The sequence below is a fragment of the Streptomyces sp. SID8374 genome, from assembly GCF_009865135.1.
Classification (GTDB): Bacteria; Actinomycetota; Actinomycetes; order Streptomycetales; family Streptomycetaceae; genus Streptomyces.
This window is the reverse complement of record NZ_WWGH01000002.1, coordinates 1,023,844-1,048,475: the sequence shown is the minus strand read 5'-3', so window position 1 is coordinate 1,048,475 and position 24,632 is coordinate 1,023,844. Positions and strand designations below refer to the sequence as shown.

At 72.5% G+C, this 24,632-nt stretch carries 21 protein-coding genes; 5 read left to right on the top strand and 16 right to left on the bottom strand.

Annotated features, from left to right (window positions below):
• The first annotated feature begins 65 nt into the window (after positions 1–65).
• Positions 66–1,610, top strand: coding sequence for a hypothetical protein (locus GTY67_RS28130; protein WP_161280733.1), 1,545 nt, complete (start codon positions 66–68; stop codon positions 1,608–1,610).
• On the opposite strand, the gene GTY67_RS28125 is transcribed toward GTY67_RS28130, so the two are convergent.
• The 3 genes from GTY67_RS28125 to GTY67_RS28115 are packed head-to-tail and all read right to left on the bottom strand — an operon-like array spanning position 1,579 to position 5,758.
• Positions 1,579–2,823 (bottom strand): hypothetical protein, encoded by a 1,245-nt coding sequence (locus tag GTY67_RS28125; RefSeq protein WP_161280731.1) that lies wholly within the window; start codon positions 2,821–2,823, stop codon positions 1,579–1,581. The two genes, GTY67_RS28130 and GTY67_RS28125, sit on opposite strands and share 32 nt — an antisense overlap.
• Entirely contained in the window at positions 2,820–4,499 is a 1,680-nt protein-coding gene (locus GTY67_RS28120; protein WP_161280729.1) for a CpsD/CapB family tyrosine-protein kinase, read from the bottom strand. The genes GTY67_RS28125 and GTY67_RS28120 overlap by 4 nt, the downstream gene beginning before the upstream one ends.
• Positions 4,496–5,758: a glycosyltransferase gene (locus tag GTY67_RS28115; RefSeq protein WP_161280727.1), complete on the bottom strand. Its 1,263-nt coding sequence runs from the start codon at positions 5,756–5,758 to the stop codon at positions 4,496–4,498. The genes GTY67_RS28120 and GTY67_RS28115 overlap by 4 nt, the downstream gene beginning before the upstream one ends.
• A 151-nt stretch (positions 5,759–5,909) precedes the next feature.
• Between GTY67_RS28115 and GTY67_RS28110 the strand changes: the two genes are divergently transcribed.
• Positions 5,910–6,359 carry an adenylyltransferase/cytidyltransferase family protein gene (locus tag GTY67_RS28110; RefSeq protein ID WP_015612087.1) on the top strand — a complete coding sequence of 150 codons (450 nt, stop codon included), beginning with the start codon at positions 5,910–5,912 and terminating at the stop codon, positions 6,357–6,359.
• On the opposite strand, the gene GTY67_RS28105 is transcribed toward GTY67_RS28110, so the two are convergent.
• From GTY67_RS28105 to GTY67_RS28065, 9 genes are all read right to left on the bottom strand, one after another.
• Positions 6,328–7,056, bottom strand: coding sequence for a CDP-alcohol phosphatidyltransferase family protein (locus GTY67_RS28105; protein WP_161280725.1), 729 nt, complete (start codon positions 7,054–7,056; stop codon positions 6,328–6,330). The two genes, GTY67_RS28110 and GTY67_RS28105, sit on opposite strands and share 32 nt — an antisense overlap.
• A gap of 88 nt (positions 7,057–7,144) precedes the next feature.
• A complete protein-coding gene (mnhG, locus tag GTY67_RS28100; protein ID WP_093686198.1) occupies positions 7,145–7,516 on the bottom strand; it encodes a monovalent cation/H(+) antiporter subunit G in 372 nt (123 codons plus the stop codon).
• Positions 7,513–7,866: a monovalent cation/H+ antiporter complex subunit F gene (locus tag GTY67_RS28095; RefSeq protein ID WP_093686199.1), complete on the bottom strand. Its 354-nt coding sequence runs from the start codon at positions 7,864–7,866 to the stop codon at positions 7,513–7,515. The genes mnhG and GTY67_RS28095 overlap by 4 nt, the downstream gene beginning before the upstream one ends.
• Positions 7,863–8,489, bottom strand: coding sequence for a Na+/H+ antiporter subunit E (locus tag GTY67_RS28090; RefSeq protein ID WP_093686200.1), 627 nt, complete (start codon positions 8,487–8,489; stop codon positions 7,863–7,865). The genes GTY67_RS28095 and GTY67_RS28090 overlap by 4 nt, the downstream gene beginning before the upstream one ends.
• On the bottom strand, positions 8,486–10,138 hold the full coding sequence (locus tag GTY67_RS28085) for a Na+/H+ antiporter subunit D (protein ID WP_093686201.1): 1,653 nt from the start codon (positions 10,136–10,138) through the stop codon (positions 8,486–8,488). The genes GTY67_RS28090 and GTY67_RS28085 overlap by 4 nt, the downstream gene beginning before the upstream one ends.
• A complete protein-coding gene (locus tag GTY67_RS28080) occupies positions 10,135–10,755 on the bottom strand; it encodes a Na(+)/H(+) antiporter subunit C (protein WP_093686202.1) in 621 nt (206 codons plus the stop codon). The genes GTY67_RS28085 and GTY67_RS28080 overlap by 4 nt, the downstream gene beginning before the upstream one ends.
• On the bottom strand, positions 10,752–13,655 hold the full coding sequence (locus tag GTY67_RS28075; RefSeq protein ID WP_161280723.1) for a Na+/H+ antiporter subunit A: 2,904 nt from the start codon (positions 13,653–13,655) through the stop codon (positions 10,752–10,754). Before GTY67_RS28075 ends, GTY67_RS28080 begins: the two co-directional genes overlap by 4 nt.
• A gap of 297 nt (positions 13,656–13,952) precedes the next feature.
• Positions 13,953–14,354, bottom strand: coding sequence for a RidA family protein (locus GTY67_RS28070; protein WP_093686204.1), 402 nt, complete (start codon positions 14,352–14,354; stop codon positions 13,953–13,955).
• On the bottom strand, positions 14,351–15,571 hold the full coding sequence (locus tag GTY67_RS28065; protein WP_161280721.1) for an acyl-CoA dehydrogenase family protein: 1,221 nt from the start codon (positions 15,569–15,571) through the stop codon (positions 14,351–14,353). Before GTY67_RS28065 ends, GTY67_RS28070 begins: the two co-directional genes overlap by 4 nt.
• A gap of 97 nt (positions 15,572–15,668) precedes the next feature.
• Here GTY67_RS28065 and GTY67_RS28060 point away from each other — a divergent pair, with 97 nt between their 5' ends.
• Positions 15,669–17,417 (top strand): AMP-binding protein, encoded by a 1,749-nt coding sequence (locus tag GTY67_RS28060; RefSeq protein ID WP_161280719.1) that lies wholly within the window; start codon positions 15,669–15,671, stop codon positions 17,415–17,417.
• 72 nt (positions 17,418–17,489) lie between these two features.
• A complete protein-coding gene (locus GTY67_RS28055) occupies positions 17,490–18,311 on the top strand; it encodes a PaaX family transcriptional regulator C-terminal domain-containing protein (RefSeq protein WP_093686206.1) in 822 nt (273 codons plus the stop codon).
• A gap of 79 nt (positions 18,312–18,390) precedes the next feature.
• On the opposite strand, the gene GTY67_RS28050 is transcribed toward GTY67_RS28055, so the two are convergent.
• From GTY67_RS28050 to GTY67_RS28040, 3 genes are all read right to left on the bottom strand, one after another.
• Positions 18,391–18,963 carry a DM13 domain-containing protein gene (locus GTY67_RS28050; RefSeq protein WP_161280718.1) on the bottom strand — a complete coding sequence of 191 codons (573 nt, stop codon included), beginning with the start codon at positions 18,961–18,963 and terminating at the stop codon, positions 18,391–18,393.
• A gap of 125 nt (positions 18,964–19,088) precedes the next feature.
• Positions 19,089–21,404, bottom strand: coding sequence for a bifunctional salicylyl-CoA 5-hydroxylase/oxidoreductase (locus tag GTY67_RS28045; RefSeq protein WP_161280716.1), 2,316 nt, complete (start codon positions 21,402–21,404; stop codon positions 19,089–19,091).
• Positions 21,405–21,406: 2 nt separating this feature from the next.
• Complete coding sequence (locus tag GTY67_RS28040; RefSeq protein WP_093686209.1) at positions 21,407–22,234, bottom strand: enoyl-CoA hydratase family protein; 828 nt, start codon at positions 22,232–22,234, stop codon at positions 21,407–21,409.
• A 364-nt stretch (positions 22,235–22,598) separates the two neighbouring features.
• Between GTY67_RS28040 and GTY67_RS28035 the strand changes: the two genes are divergently transcribed.
• Entirely contained in the window at positions 22,599–23,048 is a 450-nt protein-coding gene (locus GTY67_RS28035; protein WP_030572598.1) for an ATP-binding protein, read from the top strand.
• Here GTY67_RS28035 and GTY67_RS28030 read toward each other — a convergent pair.
• Complete coding sequence (locus GTY67_RS28030) at positions 22,999–24,486, bottom strand: amino acid permease (protein WP_161280714.1); 1,488 nt, start codon at positions 24,484–24,486, stop codon at positions 22,999–23,001. The two genes, GTY67_RS28035 and GTY67_RS28030, sit on opposite strands and share 50 nt — an antisense overlap.
• Between the last annotated feature and the right edge of the window lie 146 nt (positions 24,487–24,632).

Sequence of the window (24,632 nt, the reverse complement as noted above, 5' to 3'; positions counted from 1 at the left end):
TCGCCCCTCCCCAAGTGGGCTGATTCGTTAGAGTGTTCAGCGGTTCACTGATCTCTGGGGGGCGCATGACGTCGGTGCACACGTCGGCGCGGGGAGAGGTCGACGGCGCTGCCGCGCGGCCCGCGTGGCCGGGGGCTCCGGGCGGCGTGCTGGAGCCGGCCGAGCGGCCGATCGCGTGGTCGATGCTGTCGCGGGCGCTGTCGGTGCCGCTCATCCTGGGGCTGGTCTGCTTCCTGCCCGCGGTGATCGCCGCCCAGCCCGGCAATGGGGTCCGGGACACGGCGTACTGGCTCCAGCTGGTGCTGACCTGCTACGCGGGGGCCCGCCTGGCGACGATGATCCTCTCCACCCGGCGGCGGCTGCTCCAGGGCGTCTTCTGGATGTTCGTGTACATCGCGATGGGCGTGGCGCCGTTCGCCCAGGTGGTGATCGGGCAGACGCCGACGCCGATGGTGGGGCCGCGCCAGGATCTGATCACGGCCACGGCCATGGTCCTGGTGGGGTGTGCCGCCTACGACCTGGGGGCGCTGCTGGCCTCGCGCCGGCCGCTGCGGCGGCGTACGGCCTCCGCGCGCGGCTCGGGCGGGGGCGGGCCGGCCGTGGCGCATCCGCTGCGGCTGCGGCTGCTGGTGCTGGTGGCGTTCGCGGCGAGCGCGTTCTACGTGATGAAGCTGGGCGGGCCCGCGGTCTTCTTCACCAGCCGGCAGGAGATCAACGAGACCGTCGCGGCGAGCGGGGTGGTCACCGAAGGGTCCAATGTGGGCTCGGCCTTCATCAAGGGGTTCGGCCAGGTCCCGGCGCTGCTGGCGCTGCTCTTCTACACCCGCCGTCTGGCGACCTCCTACCGGGCCCGGCGGACGCCGTCGACGGTGCTGGTGTGGGTGGCCCTGGTGGCGCTGAACCTGGTGGTGAACAACCCGATCTCCAACGCCCGTTACTGGTTCCTGACGGTGCTGATGGCGTTCGTGTTCACCGCGATGCCGAGCAGTGCGGCGGTGTACCGCACGGTGCTGGCGGCGGGGGTGGTGGGGGCGCTGGTGGTGTTCCCGTACGCGGACAAGTTCCGGTACGACGACGAGGGGCAGCGGCCCGCGCAGTCGGCCTCGGTCTTCGAGCCGCTGGTGACCAAGGACTACGACCAGATGGTGATGTTCGCCAACACCATCTCGTGGGTGGACACCCGGGACCACACCTACGGCCGCCAACTCGCGGGCTCCGCCCTGTTCTTCGTGCCGCGTGCGGTGTGGAGCGGGAAGCCGGAGGACACCGGGGTCCGGGTCGGGCAGTGGATGGGGCTGCGGATGACCAACCTCTCGGCCCCGCTGTGGACGGAGTTCTGGGTCGACTTCGGCGCGACCGGGATGGTCGGCGGGATGGCGGTGATCGGTTACGCGGCGGCCCGCACCGACCGCCGCTATGCCCTGGCCGTCACCCGTGCGGGGCCCGGGCCCGGGAGTGTGCTGGCCATCGCCGCGCCGCTGATCGCCGGATACACCTTCATCCTGCTGCGCGGCCCGCTGCTCCAGGCGGCGGGGAAGCTGGCGATCGCGGCGCTGTGTCTGCTGCTGATCAGCACGTTCAGGGAGCAGCGGACAGCGCGTCGGCGGTGACGGCCTCGCCGGCTGTCTGCTTGCGGCGCCGGATGCGGGCCACCCGGATCCAGGTGGCGGCGGCCTTGCAGAGCGAGCCGAGGAAGAGCCCCCAGGCGGCGCCGAGGACGCCCCCGACGACGTAACCGCCCGCGAGGAACGCCACGGCGGTGAGCGAGAAGACGACCTGGATGGCGAGGGTGGTGCGCGGGTCCAGCATCCGCAGGGCGAGCATCCCGCAGGTGCCGACGGCCATCGCCGCGTACTGGCTGCCGGTCGCGGGCAGCAGCCCTGCGGCCACTGACCAGGTGTCGCCCAGGAGTTGGCGTCCGGCGCGGTCCGGGAGGAGGGCCAGGGCGGTGGCCCAGAGCCCTGCGGTGGCGGCGAGTGCGGCGGCGAGGGCGGCGGTGGCCCGGATACGGCTCCGCTCGTCGGGGATGCGGCCGAGCAGCGGGGGGCCGAAGGAGGTGGCGGAGGTGAACAGCACGTTGAGCGGCCCGAACAGGGTGGTCGCCCCGCGCAGGGCGCCGACCAGGAGCGGGTTGCCGACGGCGCCGAGGCCGAGGACGGAGAGCTGGCTGGTCGCGTTGCCCACGCCGAACTCGACGGTGAACCGCTGCCCGAGGTGCCCGCGCCGGAGCATCGGCCGCAGCACCAGCGGGGCCCCGGCGGTGGCGCGGTGGAGCAGGGCGGCGGAGAGCAGGAGCGCGGGCAGGGCGGAGAGGCCCCAGAGCGTGATCAGGCGGGCGGGCGAAACACCGTACGCCTGCGTCCCCAGCGCACCGAGGACGCACGTCAGCCGCAACAGGTCGGAGAGCAGGGCGAGATGGGGCTGCTGGAGGGTGGAGAAGGCGTACCGTACGGCGTCCTGGCCGAGCACCACCGGCAGGACCAGGCCGAGCATCATCAGCGCCCGGGCGGTGTCCCCGGGGACGAGGAAGCAGACGGCGGCCAGGAGCACGCCGAGCGTGGCGGCGGCGAGCACGGTGAAGGCCACGGCGGAGCGGCAGGCGCCGCGGGTCTCCGTCCCCGCCCCGCGCTTGAGGACCAGCGGCTGCCCGGTGTACGCGCCCGAGACGCCGAGCAGCACCGTGAAGACCAGGTAGACCGCGGAGAAGCGGGCGAAGTCGGCCACCGTGGAGAGCCGGGCGGCGGCCACCAGCACCAGGATGTTGGTCAGCGCCGCCACGCCCTGGTCCGCGACCGAGCAGAGGACGGCCGTACGGGCTCTCACCGCCGCGCCGCCGGAAGCGTCAGCGAACGCAGGCCGAGGGTCTCGGTGGGGTCGCCGGTGATCTCGGGCTCGTCCGGCTCGGTGGTGGGGGTGGGGCCGCCGCCCCGGCGCCGGGTGGATTTCGGGTGGCGCTCGGACCGGGTCAGCCTGCGCCGGGCCGGGTGGAGCAGGGCGCCGAGGACGGAGCCGCCGGAGGCGCCGATGATCTCGCGGATGCGCTCCAGGTCGCTGCGGTGCACATCGCGCGGGTCGCAGACGATCATCACGCCCTCCACCCGGTCGACCAGGGCGACCGCGTCCGCGTAGGAGAGGACGGGCGGGGCGAGGACGATGACGACGTTGCCGGGCCGGTCGGCCTCGGCGACGATCCGGCCGACCGGGGTGGAGGTGAGGGCGCGCGGCACGTTGTCGACGGTGGTGCCGGGGATCAGGGCGAAGGCGCCGGAGCCGGGGACGTCCACGTTGGAGCGGCCGCCGGTGGGCCAGCTGCCGTCGCCCTCCTCGGCGGCCCAGCGCGGCGGGCGGACCTCGTGGGCGGCGGAGCCCAGGGCGCGGGCGAGGGAGGGCGTACGCAGGTCGGCCTCGACCAGCAGGACGTCACGGCCCATCTCGGCGAAGGCGGCGGCCAGGTTGGCGGCGGCGGCCGCGGCTTCCTCGTTGTCGCCGCGCGGGGCGGTGACCAGGAGGCGGCGGCTCTCGGCGAACGAGGGGTCGTAGGCGAGCCGGAAGGCGACGGCGCGGTACTCCTCGGCGAGCCGGGAGCCGCTGCGGCCGATGGCGAGGACCGTCCCGGCGGCTCCGCGCTCCCGGGGCAGGGTGCCGAGCAGCGGGGCGCCGAGCGAGCGGACCAGCTCGCGGGTGGAGCGTACGGCGGGGTCGAAGACGAGCCTCACCCAGGAGAGCAGCAGCCCGAGGGCGAGGCCGACGACCCCGCCGAGGCCGAGCAGGAGCGGCAGGCCGGGGCCGGTGGGCGAGGTGGGGGCGACGGGCTTCTTGTTGAGGTAGCCGGGGGTGGTGTCCAGGGCCTTGAGTTCGGAGATCTTCCGGCTGAGCTCGGAGATGGAGACGATGATGTTGGCCCGGGCGCTGGACACGTCGTCGGCCGCGCCCGTGGTCCCCTTCTCCAGCAGGTCGCGCTTCTCCTCCAGCGGGTCCAGCTGGGCGCGGTAGCCGTCGGACATGTTCTTGATGGAGTCCTCGGTGCGCGCCTTGCGGTGGGCCAGATACGCGTTGGCGAGGGCTTCGGCGCGGGCCCGGGACTGCTCGGGGGTGGCGCCGGTGTAGGCGAAGCGGAGGGTGAGGGTGTTGGGCGGGTTGGTGACCTGGAGCCCGGCGAGCAGCTCCCGGGCGGCGACGTCGTCGCCCTTCTTGAGCAGTGTGGCGGCGGCCAGGGTGCCGACGGTGTCGCTGACGGCGGTCTGGCGCTCGGAGCCGATGTTGATGCCCTTGTCGGCGGTGGCGCCGCTGGCGAAGGGGTCGGAGATGGCGGAGCGGACCAGCACCTCGCCGGTGGCGGTGTAGGTGTCCTCGCCGCTGAGGGCGAGGTAGGCGCCGCCCAGCAGCCCGATGACGACGCCGACCGCCAGGAGGGCGCGGTAGCGCAGGAGTTGGCGGAACTGGTCGCGCAGCAGCGCCGGTTCGTCCTGGTCGTCCAGGACACGGTTCACGGGGGTCATCTACGGGGGCTCCCTTGTCCGTCCTGCAAGGCCTCGGCAAGCAGGTCGTCGAAGCGGGCGAGGCCCGCCTCGCGGCTCAGGTGGCGCGCCACGTACTCCGGGCCCTCGGCCCCCAGCGCGTCGGCGGCGGCCGGGTCGGCGGCCAGCTTCCGCAGGGCCGCCAGCAGGGCGGCCGGGTCCTCGGGGGCGACGAGCACCCCGGCGCCCGAGCGGCGCACCTCGTCGGCGGTGCCGCCCTCGTCGGCGACGGAGGCCACGACGGGGCGGCCGGAGGTGAAGTACGAGGTGAGCTTGGAGGGGACGCTCATGTCGAGGACGGAGGCCCGCTGGGTGACCGCGAGGACGTCGGCGGCGGCGAGGATGTCGGTGAACTCCCCGGCCCCGGCGGGCTCCAGGAAGTCCACGTTGGGCAGTCCCTCGGCGCGGGCGCGCAGGGCGTCGCGCTGGTTGCCGTCGCCCATCAGGACGACCCGGACGTCGAGGGCGAGACGGGCCGTGTCGATCAGGACTTCGAGGCCCTGTTTGAGGCCCATGTTGCCGGAGTGCAGCAGGACGGGGGTGGCCGGGTCCCAGCCGAGCCGGGCGCGGGTGGCGGCCCGGTCAGCCGTAGGACCTTGCACATGGGTCCAGTTGGGGACGATCCGGATGCGGCCGGGGTCGACGCCGAGGGCGGTGACGCCGGGGACGAAGCTCTCGTGGATGACGCCGACGAGGGCGGCGCCGCTCAGCGCGTACCGCTCGGCCGCCGCGGCGAGGGCTGCCGCCCTGCCCCCGCCCCGGATGCCGCTCTGTGCGGCGGCGGCGCCCATCAGGTCCTGGACGACGGGGAGGTACGGGACGCGGTGGCGGCGGGCGAGCCGGGCGCCGATGACGCCGCCGGCGAGGCTGGGCATCTGCGCGATCACGGCGTCGGGTCTGCCCGGCGGCGGCGCGAACAGCCCGGTGGCGAGGACGGACGCCTCGAACGCGGCCCTCCTGAGGGCGGTCTGACGGGGCGGCACATAGTGTCTGCGCCGGTGCACGCCGACGCCGCCGCGTATCTCCACCGTCCGCCATACGCTCCGGTACGCCTCGTCCAGCCGCCAGGACGGGTAGTGCGGCATACCGGTGAGCGCCCGCACCCGGGCGCCCGACGCGGCCCAGTGCTCGGCGAGTTGAGTGGCGTACGGGCCGATGCCCGTGACCTCTGGTGCGTAGTTCGTCGAGACCACCAGAAGGCGGCGGTTCAGAAACGGCCTGTGCCGTTCGGCATCGGACATCGGACGATCGCCTTCCCCCCACAGCAGCCGCTGCTCCCTGCGGGAACAGCCCCCTGCCGAGCTTATCCGTTCACGGCTTGCACAAGTGTTCTTCACAGTAAGGTCGTTGGAACATCACCGGATCAGATCGACCGTGGGGGGAGAGATACGGATGGTGCAGCACAGGGTGGGGTACGCACCCGGGGTGTACGACCTGTTCCATGTGGGACACCTCAACATCCTGCGGCATGCCCGCAGTCAGTGCGACTACCTGGTCGCGGGGGTCGTCTCGGACGAGATGGCCGCCCTCGCCAAGGGCCACACGCCCGTCATCCCGTTGCGCGAACGGCTGGAGATCGTCCGCAGCGTGCGGTTCGTCGACGCCGCGTTCGTGGAGACCGTGCCGGACAAGGTCGAGACCTGGCAGCAGGTCCGGTTCGACGTGATCTTCAAGGGCGACGACTGGCGGGGCACGGAGAAGGGGAAGAAGCTGGAGCGCGACTTCGCCGAGGTCGGCGTGGAGGTCGTCTACTTCCCGTACACCGTGCACACGTCCAGCACCCAGCTGCGCCGGGCGCTGGACGTGCTGGTCAGCCGGGACGGAGCGCTCTCAGCTCCCTGAACCACTTGGTGAGGAAGGCCGCCAGGAAGAGCGTGTGGACCACCGCGAGCACGGCGTACCCGGCCCGGAAGGCCCCGGGTGCGCCGAGCAGCAGGAACACCAGACAGAACACCCCGTAGTCGGCGGGCAGCAGGGCGACGGCCCGCACCCTTGACGCGGGAGCGGTTCCAGGCGCCGCCGGGGCCGTGGCTGCCGCCGCTTTGCCCAGTTGTTCGCGCAGCAGCCCCGCGCAGAAGGTCACCACCGCTGCCAGCTGGAAGCCCAGCGGTAGCAACAGCCAAGCGTCCGAAGGCAGTTCACCGAAGCGGTAGAAGGAGATCAGCACGGCGGTGTGGACGAGCACCAGCTTGCCGCAGTCCACGACATGGTCCAGCCACTCCCCGTCGGGCCCGCCCCGGCCGGTGAGCCGGGCGAGCTGGCCGTCGGCGGAGTCGAAGGCGAAACCGATCGCCAGCGCCGCGTAGACCGCGAGCCCCAGCGTCCAGGACGGTTCGACGAGTGCGACCGCCGCCAGTGCGGCGTAGGTGGACAGTGCACTGATCAGCGTCACTTGATTGGGCGTCAGCCCGGCCCGGTACGCGCCCGCCGCGAGCACCCGCCCGGCCGGGCGGTTCACGTACCGCGAGTAGAGCGAGACGCCTTTGGCGCTCTTCTGTGCGCCGCGCAGTTCGCGCAGCACTGTGCCCGTGCTTCCCATACGCCCCCCAGCGTCCGGCATTGCCCGCATCATGGCATGCGGGCACCGGGGCCGGGGTGCGATTGGCCGGGCCGGGACGGTTCCGTGATCATGCCGGGCCGGGCGGCTGCCTTCCGTCGGTGAGCTGCTCGTCCAGCTCGTCGAAGAGCAGCTCCTCGTGCTGGACCTGCCCGGTGCGGTACGCGGAGCGGGCGACCAGGTGCGAGGCGACCGGCCCGGTGAGCATCTGGAAGAAGCCGATCAGCGCCAGGGTGGCGAGGTCCATCCCGGTGCGCAGCCGCAGGGCGACCCCGGCCAGCACCAGGAGCATGCCGAGGGTCTGGGGCTTGGTCGCGGCATGGCTGCGGGAGAGGACGTCGGGCAGCCGGAGCATGCCGATCACCCCGAGCAGGCAGATCGCGGCACCGAGGAGGACGAGCAGGGCCCCGGCCGTGTCGAGGATCTGGAGCCAGGTGTTCACTGCGGGCCCTCCTTGGTCTCGCCTGCGTCGGCGTCCCGGCTCGCGGCCCGGGAGGGGACCGTGACGGCGGGCCGGTCGCGTACGGCGATGAAGCGGGCGATGCCCACCGAGCCGGTGAAGCCGAGGAAGGCGAGCACCAGCATGATCGGGAAGTAGAACGAGTCCAGCGCGACGGCCGACTTGGCGCCGAGGCCGGCGATGATCAGGGCGGCGATCACGTCCAGCGAGATCGCCCGGTCCAGCATGGAGGGGCCCCGCCAGATCCGGACCAGCAGCAGAAGGCCTGCCACCAGGACCAGGACGACGGCGGCGGTCAGCAGAATACGGTCGACCTGTTCGAGAACGCTCATGGTGCGGGCCTTCCGGCGGCGAGCTGCGGCGGTGGGGGCGGTTCGGCGACCCGGGCGATCTCGTCCCGGGTGCCGAAGGCCCGTACGGTCAGTTCCTCCAGTCGCCAGACCTGGTTGCGGGCGGCTTCGAGCTCCTCGGGCCGGTCCGCGTCCAGGACGTGCAGGAAGACGGTGGCGGTGGCCCGGCGCACCTCGATGACGGAGCCGCCCGGAACGTTGGAGACGGCCACCGCGACGGCGGCGAGCATCAGGTCGCCGCGGCAGCGCAGGGGCACGCCGATGACGGCGGCCTGGTGCGGGGTGCCGCTGAAGATCTGCCGGGTGACCCGCACGCCCGAGGTGTACATGTCGTAGAGCAGATATCCGGCGAGGCGGATGATGCCCCACGGGTGGAGCCGGAGCCCCAGGTCGACCGGGGGCAGCGGGAAGGCCAGGCAGACGGCGCTCGCGACGATGACGCCGGTGATGATGTTGGCCAGGTTGAAGGTGGACCAGAGCAGCACCCAGATGAAGGTGAGCCAGGCGATCAGCGGCAGGTCCAGCACCCGTCCGCGCCGGCCGACCTTGCAGCTCATCGGCGGCAGTTCGGCGTCGCGGAACGAGAACCGCAGGAAACGGCTCACTTGCCCAGCACCTCCTCGATGTAGGGCGTGCGCTTCAGCAGTTCGACGGCCGAGCGGTCGGTGAAGGCGGTGAGCGGTCCGGCGAACACCGTGAAGGAGAGGGCCAGCGCGATGGTCGCGGCGGTCGCCGCCATCATGGGCCGGGGCAGCCGGCTGGTGGTGGTGACGGCGCGTCCGTGCAGGGTCGCCGCGACGGCCTGGCCCGCCGGACCGGGTGCGCGCTCGATGCCCTCGTCACCGGTGCCGGGGACTCCGTCGGGCCCCTCGTCCATGTCGTCGTCGCTGTCGTCCCCGGACTCCAGGACCGTGCCCGCCTCGGCCTGTCCGGGCGGGGCCGCCCGCCAGAACGCCAGGTTCCACACCTTGGCGGTGACGTACAGCGTCAGCAGGCTGGTGACCACCGATCCGGCGACCAGGATCCAGGCCCAGGTGGAACCGTCGGCGACGCCCGCGCGCATCAGCCCGAGCTTGCCGATGAAGCCGGAGAGCGGGGGGATGCCCGCCAGGTTCATCGCGGGGACGAAGAAGAGGAGAGCCAGTATCGGCGCGGCCTTGGCGAGTCCGCCGAGCCGGGTCAGCTCGGTGGTGCCGCCGCGCCGTTCGATCAGCCCGGCGACCAGGAACAGGGTGGTCTGCACGGTGATGTGGTGGACGACGTAGACGATGGCACCGCCGTACGCCTCGCGGGTGGCGAGGCCGATCCCGAAGACCATGAAGCCGATATGGCTGATCAGGGTGAAGGAGAGCAGCCGTTTGAGGTCGGTCTGGGCGACCGCGCCGAGGATCCCGATGAGCATCGAGGCCAGGGCGACGGCCATCAGCAGGTCGCCGATCCGGTTGCCCGGGAAGAGCAGGGTCTCGGTCCGCATCATGCAGTAGACGCCGACCTTGGTGAGGAGTCCGGCGAAGACGGCGGTGACGGGCGCGGGCGCCGTCGGGTAGGAGTCGGGGAGCCAGGCGGCGACCGGGAAGACGGCGGCCTTGATGGCGAAGACGGTGATCAGCATCGCCTGGATCAGGGTCTGCACGCCGAGGGGCAGTCCGGGCAGCCGCTCGGCGAGCTGCGCGAAGTTGACGGTGCCGAGGGCGGCGTACGTCATGGCGATGGCGATGAGGAAGACCATCGACGAGAACAGCGAGATGATCACGTAGGTGGAGCCGGCCCGCATGCGGGGCCCGGTGCCGCCGAGGGTGAGCAGCACGAAGCTGGCCACCAGCATGATCTCGAAGCTGACGAAGAGGTTGACGAGGTCGCCCGCGAGGAAGGTGCAGGAGACCCCGGCGACGAGGATCAGATAGGCCGGGTGGAAGACCGCCAGCGGGGTCTCCTTGTCCCGGTCGGTCATGCCCTGGCCGAGGGAGTAGATCAGGACGCAGAGCGTGACGGCCGAGGAGACGGTGAGCATCAGCCCGGAGAGCCGGTCGGCGACCAGGGTGATGCCGAGCGGCGGGGCGAAGTCTCCGAGGTGGACGGAGAGCGGGCCCTGCCGGTCGGCGGCGATCATCAGGATGATCGACAGCGCCAGTACGGCGGTGAGTACGGCCACGCTGATGAAGCGCTGGAAGCGCTGCATGCGGGTGCCGAAGGTGAGGCTGAGTCCGGTGGCGCAGAGGGGCAGCAGCACCGGCAGCGGGACGAGCGCGTTCATCCGGTGGCTCCTCGGTCGTCGCGGGGGTAGCGGTCGTCGGCCTTGGCGTCGCCGTCGCGTTCGTAGTCCTCGGGGTCGGCGCCGATGACGTCGTTCCAGAGGTCGCCGGAGGCGTCACGGCCGCGGGCCTGGCGGGCGCGGTCGGCGCGGAGCCGGTCGCGGAGTTTGCGGCGCTCCTCCCGGTAGCGTTCGCGCTCGTCCGCGGTGGGCTCGGCGCCCGAGCGGAACTCCTCGCGCAGCTGGGCGCGTTCGGAGAGCACTTCGGCGCGGAGCACGATGCGCCGGTCCTCCAGGTCGTCGTGCACCTCGTCGGTGCCGGTGATCTGGTGGCTGCGGTAGGCCATGGCGAGCAGGAACGCGGTGGTGCCGAGGGTGATCACGATGGCGGTCAGCGCGATGGCCTGCGGCAGCGGGTCGGTGACCCGGCGCAGGTCGACCCCGTAGAGGAGGGGTGCGGCGCCGGCGGTGCCGGTCGAGGCCAGGATCAGCAGGTTGACGCCGTTGCTCAGGATGACGGCGCCGAGCAGGATGCGGGTCAGCGGCCGGGTCAGCATGAGGATGGCGCCCACGGCGCAGAGCACCACGGCCGTGAGGAGGAGTGAGGCGCTGACGGTCATCGGGGGTTCCCTTCCGCCGTCGTGCTGTTGGAGGCGGTGAGGGCGCCGGCGGCCCGTTCGATCTGCCGGTCGATCTTGGCGCCGAGGGCCCGGACGATGTCCAGGACGACGCCGAGGACCAGCAGGTAGACGCCGAAGTCGAAGAGGAGCGGCGTACTCATGTGGAACTCGCCGAAGACCGGCAGGTGCCCGTGGTAGGTGAAGGCGTGCAGGACGGTGCCGTCGATCAGGCCGAGGAGCCCCACCCCGGTCGAGATGAACAGGCCGAGTCCGGTGAAGAGCCCCGGTTGCAGGGGCGCGGCCTGGGCCAGTTCGAAGCGGCCGCCGGCCAGGTAGCGGGTGATGAGGGCGACTCCGGCGACGAGCCCCGCGACGAAGCCGCCGCCGGGCATGTTCTCGGCGCAGAAGAGCAGGTAGACCGAGAGGATCAGGATCGGGTGGAAGAGCAGCCGGGCCACCACTTCGAAGACGATGGAGCGGTGCTCGGGGGCGAGGGTGGAGCCCGCGGCGAGCCAGCCGCGCTCGGGCGCCACCTCGTCGCCCTGCGGCAGGCGCGCGGTGTGCTGGGCCGCGATCGACCAGGCGGTACGGCCCTTCAGCTCGTCCGGGAGCATCGGCCCGTCGCTGCGGCGGTGCAGGTAGATGAGGCTGGTGACACCGATGGCGGCGGCGGCCAGTACGGCGGACTCCCCCATGGTGTCCCAGGCACGGAGGTCGACGAGGATCGTGGCGACGACGTCCTTGTACCCGTGGTCGGCGACCTCCTTCACCATGGCGGCGCCCGCGGGTTCCTCGGTCCGCGCGGCGGCGGCCACCCAGACGGCGACGCCGATGGTGCCGGCCGCGAGGAGGGCCACCGGGATGCGGATCGCGCGCCGCCAGGGGGAGACGGTCTCCTCGAAGTGGACCGGCATCCGGCGCAGCACCAGGACGAAGACGATCATCGCCACGGTCTCGACGCAGAACTGGGTGAGCGCCAGGTCCGGCGCGCCCTGGACGACGAAGAGCAGGGCGGTGCCGTAACCGATCAGGCCGCTGAGGACGACCGCCTTCATCCGGCGGCGTACGGTCAGGCAGAGCAGCGCCGCGATGCAGGTGAGTACGGCGACGCCGCCCTGGAGTTCGTTGTCCCAGAGCCGGGGGGCCGGAGCGCCCTGCCAGGGCTGGTCGGTGGCGAGCACGGCCAGCTGCCCGCCGGCCATGACGAGCAGCGTGGTCGCCAGGTAGACGGAGAGGGAACCGCGCTGGATGAAGCCGGTGACCTGGAGGGCGAACCGTTCCTGTCCCAGCAGCAGATGGCCGAAGACGCTGTCGGCGGTGGGCCAGGCGATGCGGCGGGAGACCCTGGTGACCGTGTCGCGCACGAGGAAGAGGCCGGTACCGGCCGCCCAGGCGGCGGCGGACAGGAGCAGCGCGATGCCGAGCCCGTGCCAGAGCGCGAGGTGGTAGGGGTCCTCGGCGGCCGGATAGGTGTCGGCGTAGGCGCTGAACAGGCGGTCGGTCAGCCCGACGCCGGGGCCGAGCACCAGGCCGAGGACGGCGAGCAGGGCGGGCGGGGCGAGGAAGGCCCAGCCCACGCTGTGTACGGGGGTGTCGGGGACGCCGGGCTTGCGGGCGAAGGCGCCCCAGACGAAGCGCAGGGTGTACGCGGTCGTCAGCGCCGAGCCCAGCACGACGACGGCCAGCGCCCAGCGGTCGGCGGCCGAGCCGTGCAGCAGCGCCTCGAACGCGGCCTCCTTGGCGGCGAAGCCGAGCAGCGGTGGCAGGGCGGCCATGGAGGCGGCGGCGAGGACGGCGACGGCGGCGACGTACGGCAGGGAGCGGCCGACCCCGGAGAGTTTCCGCAGGTCGCGGGTGCCGGTGGAGTGGTCGACGATGCCGGTCACGAGGAAGAGCGGCGCCTTGAACAGGGCGTGGCCGAGGATCATCGCGACGGCGGCGAGGGCCGCGTTCCGGTTGCCGGTCCCGGCGAGCAGGGTGAGGAAGCCGAGCTGACTGACGGTCCCGTAGGCGAGGACGAGCTTGAGGTCGTTGAGGCGCAGGGCACGCCAGCCGCCGAGCAGCATGGTCGCGCCGCCGAGGACCAGGATGACGGGCTTCCACACGGGTACGTCGGCGAAGGCCGGGGAGAGCCGGGCGACCAGGTAGACCCCGGCCTTGACCATCGCGGCGGCGTGCAGATAGGCGCTGACCGGGGTGGGCGCGGCCATGGCGTTCGGCAGCCACATGGAGAACGGCCAGATCGCGGACTTCGACAGCGCGCCGGAGAGGATCAGCACCAGGGCGACGGAGATGGCGAGCGTCGTCTCCGGCGGATCGGCGACGATCGCGGAGATCTGGTACGTACCGGCGGCGTGACCGACGATCAGGAAGCCGACCAGCATGGCGAGGCCGCCGAGCGTGGTGACCGTGAGCGCCTGGAGCGCGGAGCGCCTGCTGTGGCGGTGTTCGCTGCCGTGGCCGATCAGCAGGAAGGAGAAGACCGTGGTCAGCTCCCAGAAGACGTACAGCGTGATCAGGTCGTCGGCGAGGACCAGGGCGAGCATCGCCCCCGCGAAGGCGAGGAGGTTCCCGGCGAACCGGGCCAGCTGCGGGGTGTTGTCGCGGAAGTAGGAGGCGCAGTAGACGAGGACGAGGGCGCCGACCCCGGCGGCCATCAGGACCATCAGCTCGGAGAGCGCGTCCAGGCGGAGGTCGAGCGAGACGTCGTAGTCCGGGATCCACTGCCAGGACCAGGTGACGGCCTCACCGGAGGCGGCGGTGCCCCACTGGGTGAACGCCCAGACGGTGGCGGCGGCGGGGGGCAGTGCCAGCACGAGGAAGGCGCGCCTGCCGAGCCGGTGGACCAGCGGGCCCGCGAAGGCGGCCAGGACGAAGTGGCCGATGATGAGCCCGATCACAGCGTGGCGTCCGGGTCGAGCGGAGAGACAACCGAGATAGAGGGCACCAAATACAGATATATCGCCCCGGTGGATTCATCGGACCGGCACGCCGCGCGTGCTCCGGCCCGCTGAGGCCCCCGACGGGCCTGAGGAAGCGTCAGCCGGGGACGGGGAGGCCGCTGTGAACGCAGGTGAAGGTGTTCCATGTGGTGCCGCACCCGGAGAGCCTAACGCGACTCTCTTGACGAATTCTTTACGGGGGGTGCGTTTCGGGTTCTCTGCGCGAATGCGGCATGTGCCGGGGCCCCGGCCTGCTCAGGGCAGTACGGCGATCCCGTCGATCTCCACCATCGCCTGCTCGTCCCAGAGTCTGGCCACCCCGATGACCGCCATCGCAGGGTAGTCACGCCCGGCCAGCCGGCGCCAGATCCGGCCGAGTTCGGCGGCGTGGGAGCGGTAGTCGGCCACGTCGGTGGCGTACACCGTGACGCGGGCCAGGTCGGCGGGGGCGCCGCCCGCCGCGTGCAGGGCGGTGAGCAGGTTGGTGAGGGCGGTGGCGAACTGTTCGGGCAGGGTGGCGCCGACGACCTTGCCGTCCGGGTCGAGGGCGGTCTGCCCGGCCAGGAAGACCAGATGGCCCCCGGTGGCGACGACGGCGTGGGAGAAGCCGGTGGGCGGGGAGAGTTCGGGCGGGTTGATCCGGTGGGACGGGCTCATACGGGCGGCTCCTGGGGACGCTGGATACGGGGTGCGACGGCGGGCTCCTGCGGCTCCTGGGCTGCGGGCTCCTGGGCTGCGGGCTCCTCAGGCTCTTGGGCGGCGGCTGTGGCGTACATCTCCTTGGCGATGATGGCGCGCTGCACCTCGCTGGCGCCCTCGTAGATCCGGGGCGCGCGGACCTCGCGGTAGAGGTGTTCGAGCAGATGGCCCCGGCGCAGGGCCCGGGCGCCGTGCAGCTGGACGGCGGTGTCGACGACGTACTGCGCGGTCTCGGTGGCGTACAGCTTGGCCATCGCGGCGCGGCGCGGCACCCCGCTCTCCCCCGCGTCGTACGCCGCGGCCGCCGCGTACACCAGGAGGCGGGCGGCCTCGGTGCGGGTGGCCATCTCCGCGACCTGGTGGGAGACGGCCTGGAGGTCGCTCAAGGGGCCGCCGAACGCGGTGCGGGTGGCGGTGTGGGCCACGGTGGCGTCGAGGGCGGCGCGGGCCATCCCGACGGCGAAGGCGCCGACGCTGGGGCGGAAGAGGTTGAGGGTGTCCATCGCGACCCGGAAGCCCCGGTCGGGTTCGCCGAGGACATCGTCGGCGGTGACCGGTACGCCGTCGAACTCCAGGGTGCCGATGGGGTGCGGGGAGAGCATGTCGAGGGCGGAACCGGTGAGTCCGGGGCGGTCGGCGGGGACCAGGAAGGCGGTGATCCCGCGTGATCCCGCGCCGGGGGTGGTGCGGGCGAAGACGGTGGCGAAGTCGGCCTCGGGGGCGTTGGAGATCCAGCACTTCTCGCCGGTGAGCCGCCAGCCGCCGGGGGTGGGTTCGGCGGCCAGGGAGAGGGCTCCGGCGTCGGACCCGGCGCCCGGCTCGCTGAGCGCGAACGCCGCGACCGCCCGCCCCGCCCGGACCTCGGGGAGCCAGCGCTCTCGGTGGGCGGGGGTGCCGGCCCGGACGAGGGGGGTGGTGCCGAGGCCCTGGAGGGCGAGCGCGGTCTCGGCCTCGGTGCAGCCCCGGGCCAGGGACTCCCGCAGCAGGCAGAGGTCCAGGGCGCCGCAGGCGAACATCCGCTCCAGCAGACCCAGCTTGCCGAGGGCGGCCAGCAGCGGGCGGTTGACGCGTCCGGGCTCTCCCTTCTCCGCCAGCGGGCGCAGCTCCTGCTCGGCGAGGGTGCGCAGCTCTTCGCACCAGGCGGTTTGTTCTGGTTCGAGGGAGAATGCCGTCATGGCGGCGCCTCTCTTGTCGCGTCTCTGCCTTATCGCGGACTGTTGACTACCGTCACCCAAACGATACGCTCCGAAGGCGACAAGGGGGCGATCCTTCATGGAGCCGAATTCCTCGCCGAACACGCCCACAGCCGCCGCCGACGCGTCCGTACGCGTCCCCGGTGCGCATCCCGAGCGATCCGAGCGCGTCCCCGGTGCGCACACCGACACCTTCGCGCGCGACCACCTCCCACCGCCGGAGCAGTGGCCGAAGCTCCTCCTGGACACCCCCGCGCTGCACTACCCCGACCGGCTGAACTGCGGTCACGAGCTGGTGGACCGCACGGTGGAGGAGCGCGGCCCCGACCGCCCCGCGCTGCGTTCCGGCGACGGGACGGTGTGGAGCTACGGCGAGCTGCGCGAGACGGTGGACCGCATCGCCCATGTGCTCACCGACGACCTGGGAGTGGCGCCCGGGAATCGGGTGCTGCTGCGCGGCCCCACCACGCCCTGGCTGGCCGCGTGCTGGCTCGCCGTCATGAAGGCGGGCGCGGTCGCCGTGACCGTACTGGCGCAGGCGCGGGCGGGCGAACTGGCCACCATCTGCTCGCTGGCCCGGGTCAGCCACGCGCTGTGCGACGCCCGTTCGGCCGAGGACCTGGCGGAGGCGGCGGAGCTGGTGGAGGCGGAGGGCCTGGTGAAGGCGGAAGACCCGGTGGGGGCGGACGTGGGCGGTCCGCGCACGGTCCTCTTCGGCGGGGACGGCCCCGACGACCTGACCCGCCGGGCGGCCGCCCACGCAGGCTCCGGCCCGTACCGCGCGGTCGACACGGCCGCCGACGAGGTCGCCCTCATCGCCTTCACCTCGGGGACCACCGGCCGCCCCAAGGGCTGTATGCACTTCCACCGGGACCTGCTCGCCATCGCCGACACCTTCTCCCGCGAGGTGCTGCGCCCGCTCCCCGACGACGTGTTCGCGGGCAGCCCGCCGCTCGGCTTCACCTTCGGCCTCGGCGGCCTGCTGGTCTTCCCGCTGCGCGCCGGGGCCTCGGCGCTGCTGCTGGAGCAGGCGGGGCCGCACCACCTGCTGCCCGCGCTGGTACGCCACCGGGTCTCGGTCCTCTTCACCGCGCCGACCGCCTACCGCACGATGCTCGGCCAGCTGGACGGCCACGACCTCTCCGCCCTGCGCCGCTGCGTGTCGGCCGGGGAGAACCTGCCCGCGGCGACCTGGCATGCCTGGCACGAGGCGACCGGGCTGCGCATCATCAACGGCATCGGGGCCACCGAGCTGCTGCACATCTTCATCTCCGCCGCCGACGACGCCATCCGCCCCGGCACCATCGGCGTCCCCGTGCCGGGCTGGCAGGCCAAGGTGGTCGACGAGCACGGGGATGAGCTGCCCGACGGCGAGGCGGGGCTGCTCGCCGTACGCGGCCCGGTCGGCTGCCGCTATCTGGCCGACCCCCGGCAGACGCAGTACGTCCGCCAGGGCTGGAACATGACCGGTGACACCTTCGTCCGCGAACCGGACGGCTACTTCCGCTACGTGGCCCGCGCCGACGACATGATCATCTCCTCCGGCTACAACATCGCGGGCCCCGAGGTGGAGGACGCTCTGCTACGCCATCCGGAGGTCGCGGAGGCGGCCGTGGTGGGCCGGTCGGACGAACTGCGCGGGGAGATCGTGGTGGCGCACGTGGTGCTGACGAAGGGCTCGGAGCAGACGGCGGACTCCCTGCGGGCGCACATGAAAGCCGTTCTGGCCCCGCACAAGTGCCCGCGCGCCTTCGTCTTCGAACAGTCCCTGCCGCGCACCGCGACCGGCAAGCTCCAGCGGTTCCTGCTCCGGGACCGGCACCTCTAGGGCCTCTCGTCTGGATCATGCCGGGCTCTCGGGCCCCGGCATGATCCAGACGAGAGGCCCTAGAGTGATCACGTGGCCGAGCTGCGCACCCCCCGTTCCCTGATCATCACGCTCTACGGCGCCTACGGCCGTCCGGCGGACGGCTCGCCCTTTGCGGTGGCCGAGCTGATCCGCCTGCTGCACGCCGTGGGCGTGGACGCCCCTTCCGTACGCTCCTGTGTCTCGCGCCTGAAGCGGCGCGGTCTGCTGGTCGCCGCGCGGGCGGCGGACGGCTCGGCCGGGTACGCCCTGTCGCCGGACGCCCGCCAGCTCCTCGACGACGGCGACGCGCGCATCTACGGCCGCCCGGCGCACCGGCCGGCGGACGGCTGGGTCCTCGCGGTCTTCTCCGTCCCCGAGGCCGAACGCGCCAAGCGCCACCTGCTGCGCTCCCGGCTGGCCCGCCTGGGCTTCGGCACGGCGGCCCCCGGGGTGTGGATCGCCCCCGCCGGCCTCTACGAGGAGACCCGGCACACTCTGGAGCGGCTCGAACTCGCCCCGTACGTCGACCTGTTCCGCGGCGACCACCTGGGCTTCGCCGCGACCCGCGAGTCGGTGGCCCGCTGGTGGGACCTGGACGCGGTGGCCCGCCTCCACCGGGACTTCCTGGAACTCCACGAACCGGTCCTCCGCGAGTGGGAGGCGACCCCGCGGACCGAGGAGGGACCCCGCCCCCAGGAGGCCTACCGGGACTACCTGCTGGCCCTGGACTCCTGGCGCCAACTCCCGTATGCGGACCCGGGGTTGCCGGAGGAGCTGCTGCCGAAGGGGTGGCCGGGCGGGCGCTCGGCGGAGGTGTTCGGCAAGCTGCACGAGCGGCTGCGGGACGCGGGGGAACGGTTCGTACGGGGGTGAGGGTGCGGCGGCGCCGAGCCGCGTGGCCCCCGAAGGCTCCCGGGGCCTCGCCCCGCTGAACCGGCGAGCCGGTCGGCCGTCAGGTGCGGACCAGCTCGGCGGCGCCGAAGGACACGTCGAACCGGTCGCACCAGATGCTGACGCTGGTGAAGGCAGCCGGGTCGAGGCCTGCGGGCAGCGGGTAGTTGTGGGACCCCTTGTTGCCCTTGAGCTTGCCGAGGCTCTCGTGGGCGCCGTCGTCGAAGACGAACCAGCCTGCCCGCCCCTCCTTCACCGGCGCGTCGGACAGCAGCACCCTCAGGTCCGGACCGTTGCTGGTGTCGAGGTTCTCCAGCCGCACGACGTGCGAACCGTCGCCGAGCCGCAGCAGCTTCACCGTGCCGGAAGTGGAGTGCTCATGGCTGATCAGCTCGCCGCCCGCCACGGTCACCGGCTCCCCGGGGCCGGGCGCCCCGTCCGGCGTCACCGGCTCGCCGCCGGACCCGCCCACGGGCTCCGAAGCCGCCACCTCCGGCAGGGCCTCCTGAACGGTGTCGTCCTGCCACAGCTTCCACGGCTGGAACCAGTAGAGCCCCACGCCGACCAGCGCCACGGCCACCACCAGCGCCCCCGCGACCACCGACCGCTTCAGCCTTCCGCGCACCCGCCCCATCCTGTCCCCTCCACTCACCCCGCCGGCCTGCTCGCCCGGCTCCCGGAGACCCCATCCAACCCGACCGGGCCCACCTGCGGCGACTGCCCCGGTACGACGGGGGTCTCACGGCCGCGCGGGACAGTTCAGCCCAGCCTGAGCCGGGGCTTCGGTGCGTCCGTGCGGCCCGTGGGCGGGGGGCGGCTGCCCGCGCCGTACGGGAGGGGCCAGGGTGCGCCCGGTCCGGTGTAGCCCTGTTCGGCTGCCGCGTGGAGCGTCCAGTGCGGGTCGTACAGGTGCGGGCGGGCCAGGGCGCAGAGGTCGGCGCGGCCCGCCAAGAGCAGGGAGTTGACGTCGTCCCAGGAGGAGATGGCGCCGACCGCGATGACGGGGACGTCCACGGTGTTGCGGATCCGGTCCGCGTACGGGGTCTGGTACGAGCGGCCGAACTCGGGGCGCTCCTCGGGCACCACCTGGCCGGTGGAGACGTCGATGGCGTCGGCCCCGTGGGCGGCGAAGGCGCGGGCGATCTCGACGGCGTCCTCGGCGTCGGTGCCGCCCTCGGCCCAGTCGGTGGCGGAGATCCGGACGGTCATCGGGCGGTCCCGCGGCCAGACTTCGCGGACGGAGTCGAAGACTTCGAGGGGGAAGCGGAGCCGGTTCTCCAGCGGGCCGCCGTAGGCGTCGGTGCGGTGGTTGGTGAGCGGGGAGAGGAAGCCGGAGAGCAAGTAGCCGTGAGCGCAGTGGAGTTCGAGGAGGTCGAAGTCCGCCTCGGCCGCACGGCGGGCCGCCTGGGTGAACTGATTGCGGATGGTGTCCAGTTGGGCCGCGTTCAGCTCCTGCGGGATCTGGCTGACTCCGGGGGTGTACGGGAGCGGGGAGGCGGCCGACACGGGCCAGTTGCCGGTCTCCAGGGGCTGGTCGATGCCTTCCCACATCAGGCGGGTGGAGCCCTTGCGGCCGGAGTGGCCGAGCTGGACGCCGATGGCCGCGCCGGGGGCCGAGGTGTGGACGAAGTCGGTGATCCGGCGCCAGGCGGTGGCCTGTTCGTCGGTCCACAGGCCCGTGCAGCCGGGGGTGATGCGGCCCTCGGGGCTGACGCAGACCATCTCGGTCATGGTGAGCCCGGCCCCGCCGAGCGCGCGGGCGCCGAGGTGGACGAGGTGGAAGTCGCCGGGGAGCCCGTCGGTGGCCGAGTACATGTCCATCGGTGAGACGACGACCCGGTTGCGCAGTTCGAGGCCGCGCAGCCGTAGCGGGGTGAACATGGGCGGGGTCTCCGGCGGGCAGCCGAACTCCTCCTCCACGGCGGCGGTGAAGGACGCGTCGCGCAGCCGCAGGTTGTCGTGGGTGACCCGGCGACTGCGGGTGAGCAGGTTGAACGCGAAGCGGCGGGGCGACTGGTCGACATAGGTGGCCAGCTCCTCGAACCAGCGCAGACTGGCCACCGCCGCCCGCTGGGTGGAGGCGACGACCGGGCGGCGCTCGGCCTCGTACGCGGCCAACGCGGCGGGGAGGTCCGGCTGTTCCTCGATGGAGGCGGCCAGCGCGAGGGCGTCTTCGACGGCGAGCTTGGTGCCGGAGCCGATGGAGAAGTGCGCGGTGTGCGCGGCGTCCCCGATGAGGACCGTGTTCCCGTGCGACCAGCGGGAGTTGGTGACCGTACGGAAGGTGAGCCAGCTGGACCGGTTGGCGCGCAGGGGCCTGCCGTCCAGGGCCTCGGTGAAGAACTTGGCGCAGCGGGTGGTGGATTCGGCCGGGTCGCAGCTGTCGAGTCCGGCCGCGCGCCACACCTCCTCGCGCATCTCCACGATGACGGTGGAGGCGTCGGCGGCGTACGGGTAGCCGTGCAACTGCATGACGCCGTACGGGGTTTCGGCGATCTCGAAGCGGAAGGCGTCGAGGGTGAAGTCGGCGGCGAGCCAGATGTAGCGGTTGCGGTGTTCGGTGAGGGACGGGCCGAAGGCGTCCGCGTGCGCCTGGCGGGTCGTGCTGTGCACCCCGTCGGCGGCGATGACCAGGTCGTGGTGGGCGGCCAGCTCGGCGGCGGGCGGGGCTTGCGTACGGAAGCGGAGGCCGATGCCGAGGGCGGTGCAGCGCTCGTGCAGGATCTCCAGCAGTCGGCGGCGCCCGAGGGCGGCGAAGCCGTGGCCGCCGGAGGTGTGGGTGCGGCCGCGGTGGACGATGTCGATGGTGTCCCAGCGGACGAACTCACGGCTCAGGGCGCGGTAGACCTCCGGGTCGGCGTGTTCGATGCCGCCGAGGGTCTCGTCGGAGAGGACGACGCCGAAGCCGAAGGTGTCGTCGGGGGCGTTGCGCTCGTAGACCGTTATCTCGCGGGCCGGGTCGAGTCGTTTGAGCAGGGCGGCGGCGTAGAGACCGCCGGGGCCGCCGCCGATGACGGCGATGCGGCGTACGGGGCCGGGGGCGGGCGTCCTCGCGAGGGGACCGTCGCCCGCCACCCTTACCGCCCCCGCCACTTCGGCGGCCGCTTCTCGGTGAAGGCGGCGTGGAACTCCGCGTAGTCCTCGCCGTGCATCAGGAGCGCCTGGGTGTTGGCGTCCAGCTCCACGGAGGCGGCGAGCGGCATGTCCAGCTCGGCGGTGAGCAGCGCCTTGGTCTGGGCGAGGGCGAGGGCGGGGCCGTCGGCGAGGCGGCGGGCCAGCTCGGCGGCGCGGGCGTCGGCCTGCCCCTCCTCGGCCAGCTCGCTGATGAGCCCGATCCGTTCCGCTTCGAGGGCCCGGACGGGGTCGCCGAGCATCAGCAGCCGGGTGGCGTGGCCGAGGCCCACGACCCGGGGCAGCAGATAGGCGGCGCCCATGTCGCCGCCGGAGAGGCCGACCCGGGTGAAGAGGAAGGCGAAGCGGGCGGAGGGGTCGGCGACCCGGAAGTCGGCGGCGAGGGCCAACACGGCACCGGCTCCGGCGGCCACCCCGTGGACGGCGGCGACGACCGGGAAGGGGCACTCGCGCAGGGCCCGTACGACCTGGCCGGTCATCCGGTTGAACTCCAGGATCGCGGCGGTGTCCATGGCGAGGGTGGCGCCGATGATCTCGTCCACGTCGCCGCCGGAGCAGAAGCCGCGCCCCTCACCGGCCAGCACGAGGGCGCGGGCGGAGCGTTCCCGGGTCAGCTCGGCGAGCAGGTCGCGGAGATCGGCGTAGGCACCGAAGGTGAGGGCGTTGAGTTTCTCGGGGCGGTCCAGTGTGACGGTCACCACACCGTCGTCCCGGGAGATCCGGAGATGGCGCCACTCCTCCACGCGCGGGGCGGAGCTGGGAAACGAGCTCATGAAGGGGTTCCCTTCAGCATTCGGGCGGGTTGCCGGCCGTGCGCGGGTCGCGTTCCACCACCGAATTTATCACCCTTACGTGACTGTCGTCACGAGGTCGCGATACGCCGACCGTGAGACTGTTGTGGCGAAAGTCCTGTTTGCACCGGTCGACCGCCTCTATGGCCAGGGCCGTGCGGTTCGTAAGGTTGACCCCAGGAAGTCTCGAAACGCGATGCCGATGAGTCGAGTGAGTCGAGAAACCCCGACACCGCGTCGGGAGAGCCCGACGACAGATCGGGAGAACCCGATGACGGGTCGAGAGACCCCGATGAGTCGAGAAGTCCCGCTACAAGGAAGTCCCGCTCCCGAACGGAACCCCGCCGTGCCGCCCGATGTCCCTGTTCCCGCCTCCTGGCGGATCGCCCTGCCGCACTCCACGGCAGCCGTGCCGATCGCCCGCGCTCTGGTCCGTACCGCCCTGTCGGACATCCACGCCCCGGCGGACAGCGACACCGCCGAGCTGCTCACCGCCGAGCTGGTCGCGAACGCGGTGGAGCACACGGTGAGCAGCGAGCCGATCGAGTTGGTCGTGGAGCTGCTGCCCACCGGCTGCCAGGTCGAGGTGCACGACCACGACCCCGCTCCGCCCGGGGACCTCTCCCGGCCGCAGCCCGGTTACGAGGTCGACCCCTGGCAGGAGCACGGCCGCGGCCTGCTGCTGATCCGGACCCTCAGCTCCGCCTGCGGCCACCGCACCACGGAGCACGGCAAGGCCGTCTGGTTCACGCTTCCGGCGATACCGTCCCAGCCGGGTCCGTCGCCGGAGAGCTGACCAGGCGGGACCGCTTGCGCCCGTAGCAGGCGTAGAGCAGCGAACCGGCGGCGAGGAAGACCGCGAACTGGAGCCAGGTCGTCCAGCCGGTCCCGTACATCAGATACAGGCAGAACACGACGCCGATCACCGGGCTCACCGGGTAGAGCGGCACCCGGAAGGTGCGCTCCAGCTCGGGGTGGCGGCGGCGGAGCACCACGACGGCCACATTGACCGCGACCATGGTGGCCAGCGTGCCGATGGTCGTCAGGTTGACGACGACGTCCAGCGAGGCGAAGGCGGCCGGGACGGCGAAGACGCAGGCCACGATCCAGGTGTTGGCGACCGGGGTGTGGGTCTTGGGCGAGACGCGCTCGAAGACGCGCGGGATCAGCCCGTCACGGGACATCGACATCAGGATGCGGGTCTGCCCGTACATCACGGCGAGCACCACCGAGGCGATGGCGACGACCGCGCCGAAGGCGATGATGCCGCCGCCGACCGAGGAGTCGGTGACCTGGTTGACGACCAGCGAGAGGGCCGCGGGCTTGTCGGAGACGGCGTCCGCGCCGAGCGCGCCGATGGCCGAGAGCGCCACCGCGCAGTAGAGCAGCGTGACGACACCGATGCAGATCAGGATGGCGATGGGGATGTTCCGGCGGGGGTTCTTGACCTCCTCACCGGCGGTGGTGATGGCGTCGAAACCGATGTACGAGAAGAACGCCAGCGAGGCACCGGCCGTGATCCCGCCGAGCCCGTGGCCCGCGAACGGCACGAGGTTGTCGTCCTGGTAGGCGGTGAACGCGATCGCGCAGAACGCCAGCAGGATGCCGATCTTCAGGACCGCCATGGTGGCGGTCGCGCTCGCGCTCTCCCGGACGCCCCGCACCAGCAGGGTGGCGGCCATCGCGATGACGACGATCGCCGGGAGGTTGACCACGCCGCCGTCGCCCGGTCCGGCGGAGACGGCGGCGGGCAGCTGCCAGCCGATCAGGCTGTTCAGCAGCTCGTTGACGTACTGGCTCCAGCCCACGGCGACCGCGGAGACCGAGACGCCGTACTCCAGCATCAGGCACCAGCCGACGAGGAACGCCGTGCGCTCGCCGAGGGCGGCGTACGCGAAGGAGTACGAGCTCCCCGAGACCGGGATCGCGCTGCCCAGCTCCGCGAAGGAGAAGGCGGTGAAGATGCAGGTGATCGCGGCCAGGACGAACGAGATGACGACGGCGGGTCCGGCCTCGGCGACGGTGTCGGAGAGGCCGACGAAGATGCCGGTGCCGACGATGGCGCCGACGCCGAAGCAGACGAGCTGGAAGAGGCCCATCGTCCGCTTGAGGCCGTGGCCCTCCAGGTCGCCGCCGGATTCGGCGATGAGCATCTCGGGGCTCTTGCGGCGCAGTCCGGGCCGGGAGAGGCCGGGACGCTTCGGGGTGCCGGGGGTCGGCAGGCCGGGGCTCATGCGGGACGTTCTCTTCTCTGGTGGTGCAGTGGGGGGACGGCCCCGTGCGCGCGGACGGCACAGGGAAGGGGTCCGAGTGTGCGAACCCGAACCCCACCAGAGGCGACATCGTAGCCACCACCTCGCATGTTCACCCAATCGGGTGA

What these genes read in the sequence shown, in the direction of transcription:
- GTY67_RS28130 (WP_161280733.1), top strand. Translation starts at nt 66, where the DNA reads ATGACGTCGGTGCACACGTCGGCGCGGGGAGAGGTCGACGGCGCTGCC.
- GTY67_RS28060 (WP_161280719.1), top strand. Translation starts at nt 15,669, where the DNA reads ATGGAGCCGAATTCCTCGCCGAACACGCCCACAGCCGCCGCCGACGCG.
- GTY67_RS28040 (WP_093686209.1), bottom strand. Translation starts at nt 22,234, where the DNA reads ATGAGCTCGTTTCCCAGCTCCGCCCCGCGCGTGGAGGAGTGGCGCCAT.
- GTY67_RS28080 (WP_093686202.1), bottom strand. Translation starts at nt 10,755, where the DNA reads ATGACCGTCAGCGCCTCACTCCTCCTCACGGCCGTGGTGCTCTGCGCC.
- GTY67_RS28050 (WP_161280718.1), bottom strand. Translation starts at nt 18,963, where the DNA reads ATGGGGCGGGTGCGCGGAAGGCTGAAGCGGTCGGTGGTCGCGGGGGCG.
- GTY67_RS28110 (WP_015612087.1), top strand. Translation starts at nt 5,910, where the DNA reads ATGGTGCAGCACAGGGTGGGGTACGCACCCGGGGTGTACGACCTGTTC.
- GTY67_RS28065 (WP_161280721.1), bottom strand. Translation starts at nt 15,571, where the DNA reads ATGACGGCATTCTCCCTCGAACCAGAACAAACCGCCTGGTGCGAAGAG.
- GTY67_RS28070 (WP_093686204.1), bottom strand. Translation starts at nt 14,354, where the DNA reads ATGAGCCCGTCCCACCGGATCAACCCGCCCGAACTCTCCCCGCCCACC.
- GTY67_RS28115 (WP_161280727.1), bottom strand. Translation starts at nt 5,758, where the DNA reads ATGTCCGATGCCGAACGGCACAGGCCGTTTCTGAACCGCCGCCTTCTG.
- GTY67_RS28030 (WP_161280714.1), bottom strand. Translation starts at nt 24,486, where the DNA reads ATGAGCCCCGGCCTGCCGACCCCCGGCACCCCGAAGCGTCCCGGCCTC.
- GTY67_RS28105 (WP_161280725.1), bottom strand. Translation starts at nt 7,056, where the DNA reads ATGGGAAGCACGGGCACAGTGCTGCGCGAACTGCGCGGCGCACAGAAG.
- GTY67_RS28095 (WP_093686199.1), bottom strand. Translation starts at nt 7,866, where the DNA reads ATGAGCGTTCTCGAACAGGTCGACCGTATTCTGCTGACCGCCGCCGTC.
- GTY67_RS28120 (WP_161280729.1), bottom strand. Translation starts at nt 4,499, where the DNA reads ATGACCCCCGTGAACCGTGTCCTGGACGACCAGGACGAACCGGCGCTG.
- GTY67_RS28085 (WP_093686201.1), bottom strand. Translation starts at nt 10,138, where the DNA reads ATGAACGCGCTCGTCCCGCTGCCGGTGCTGCTGCCCCTCTGCGCCACC.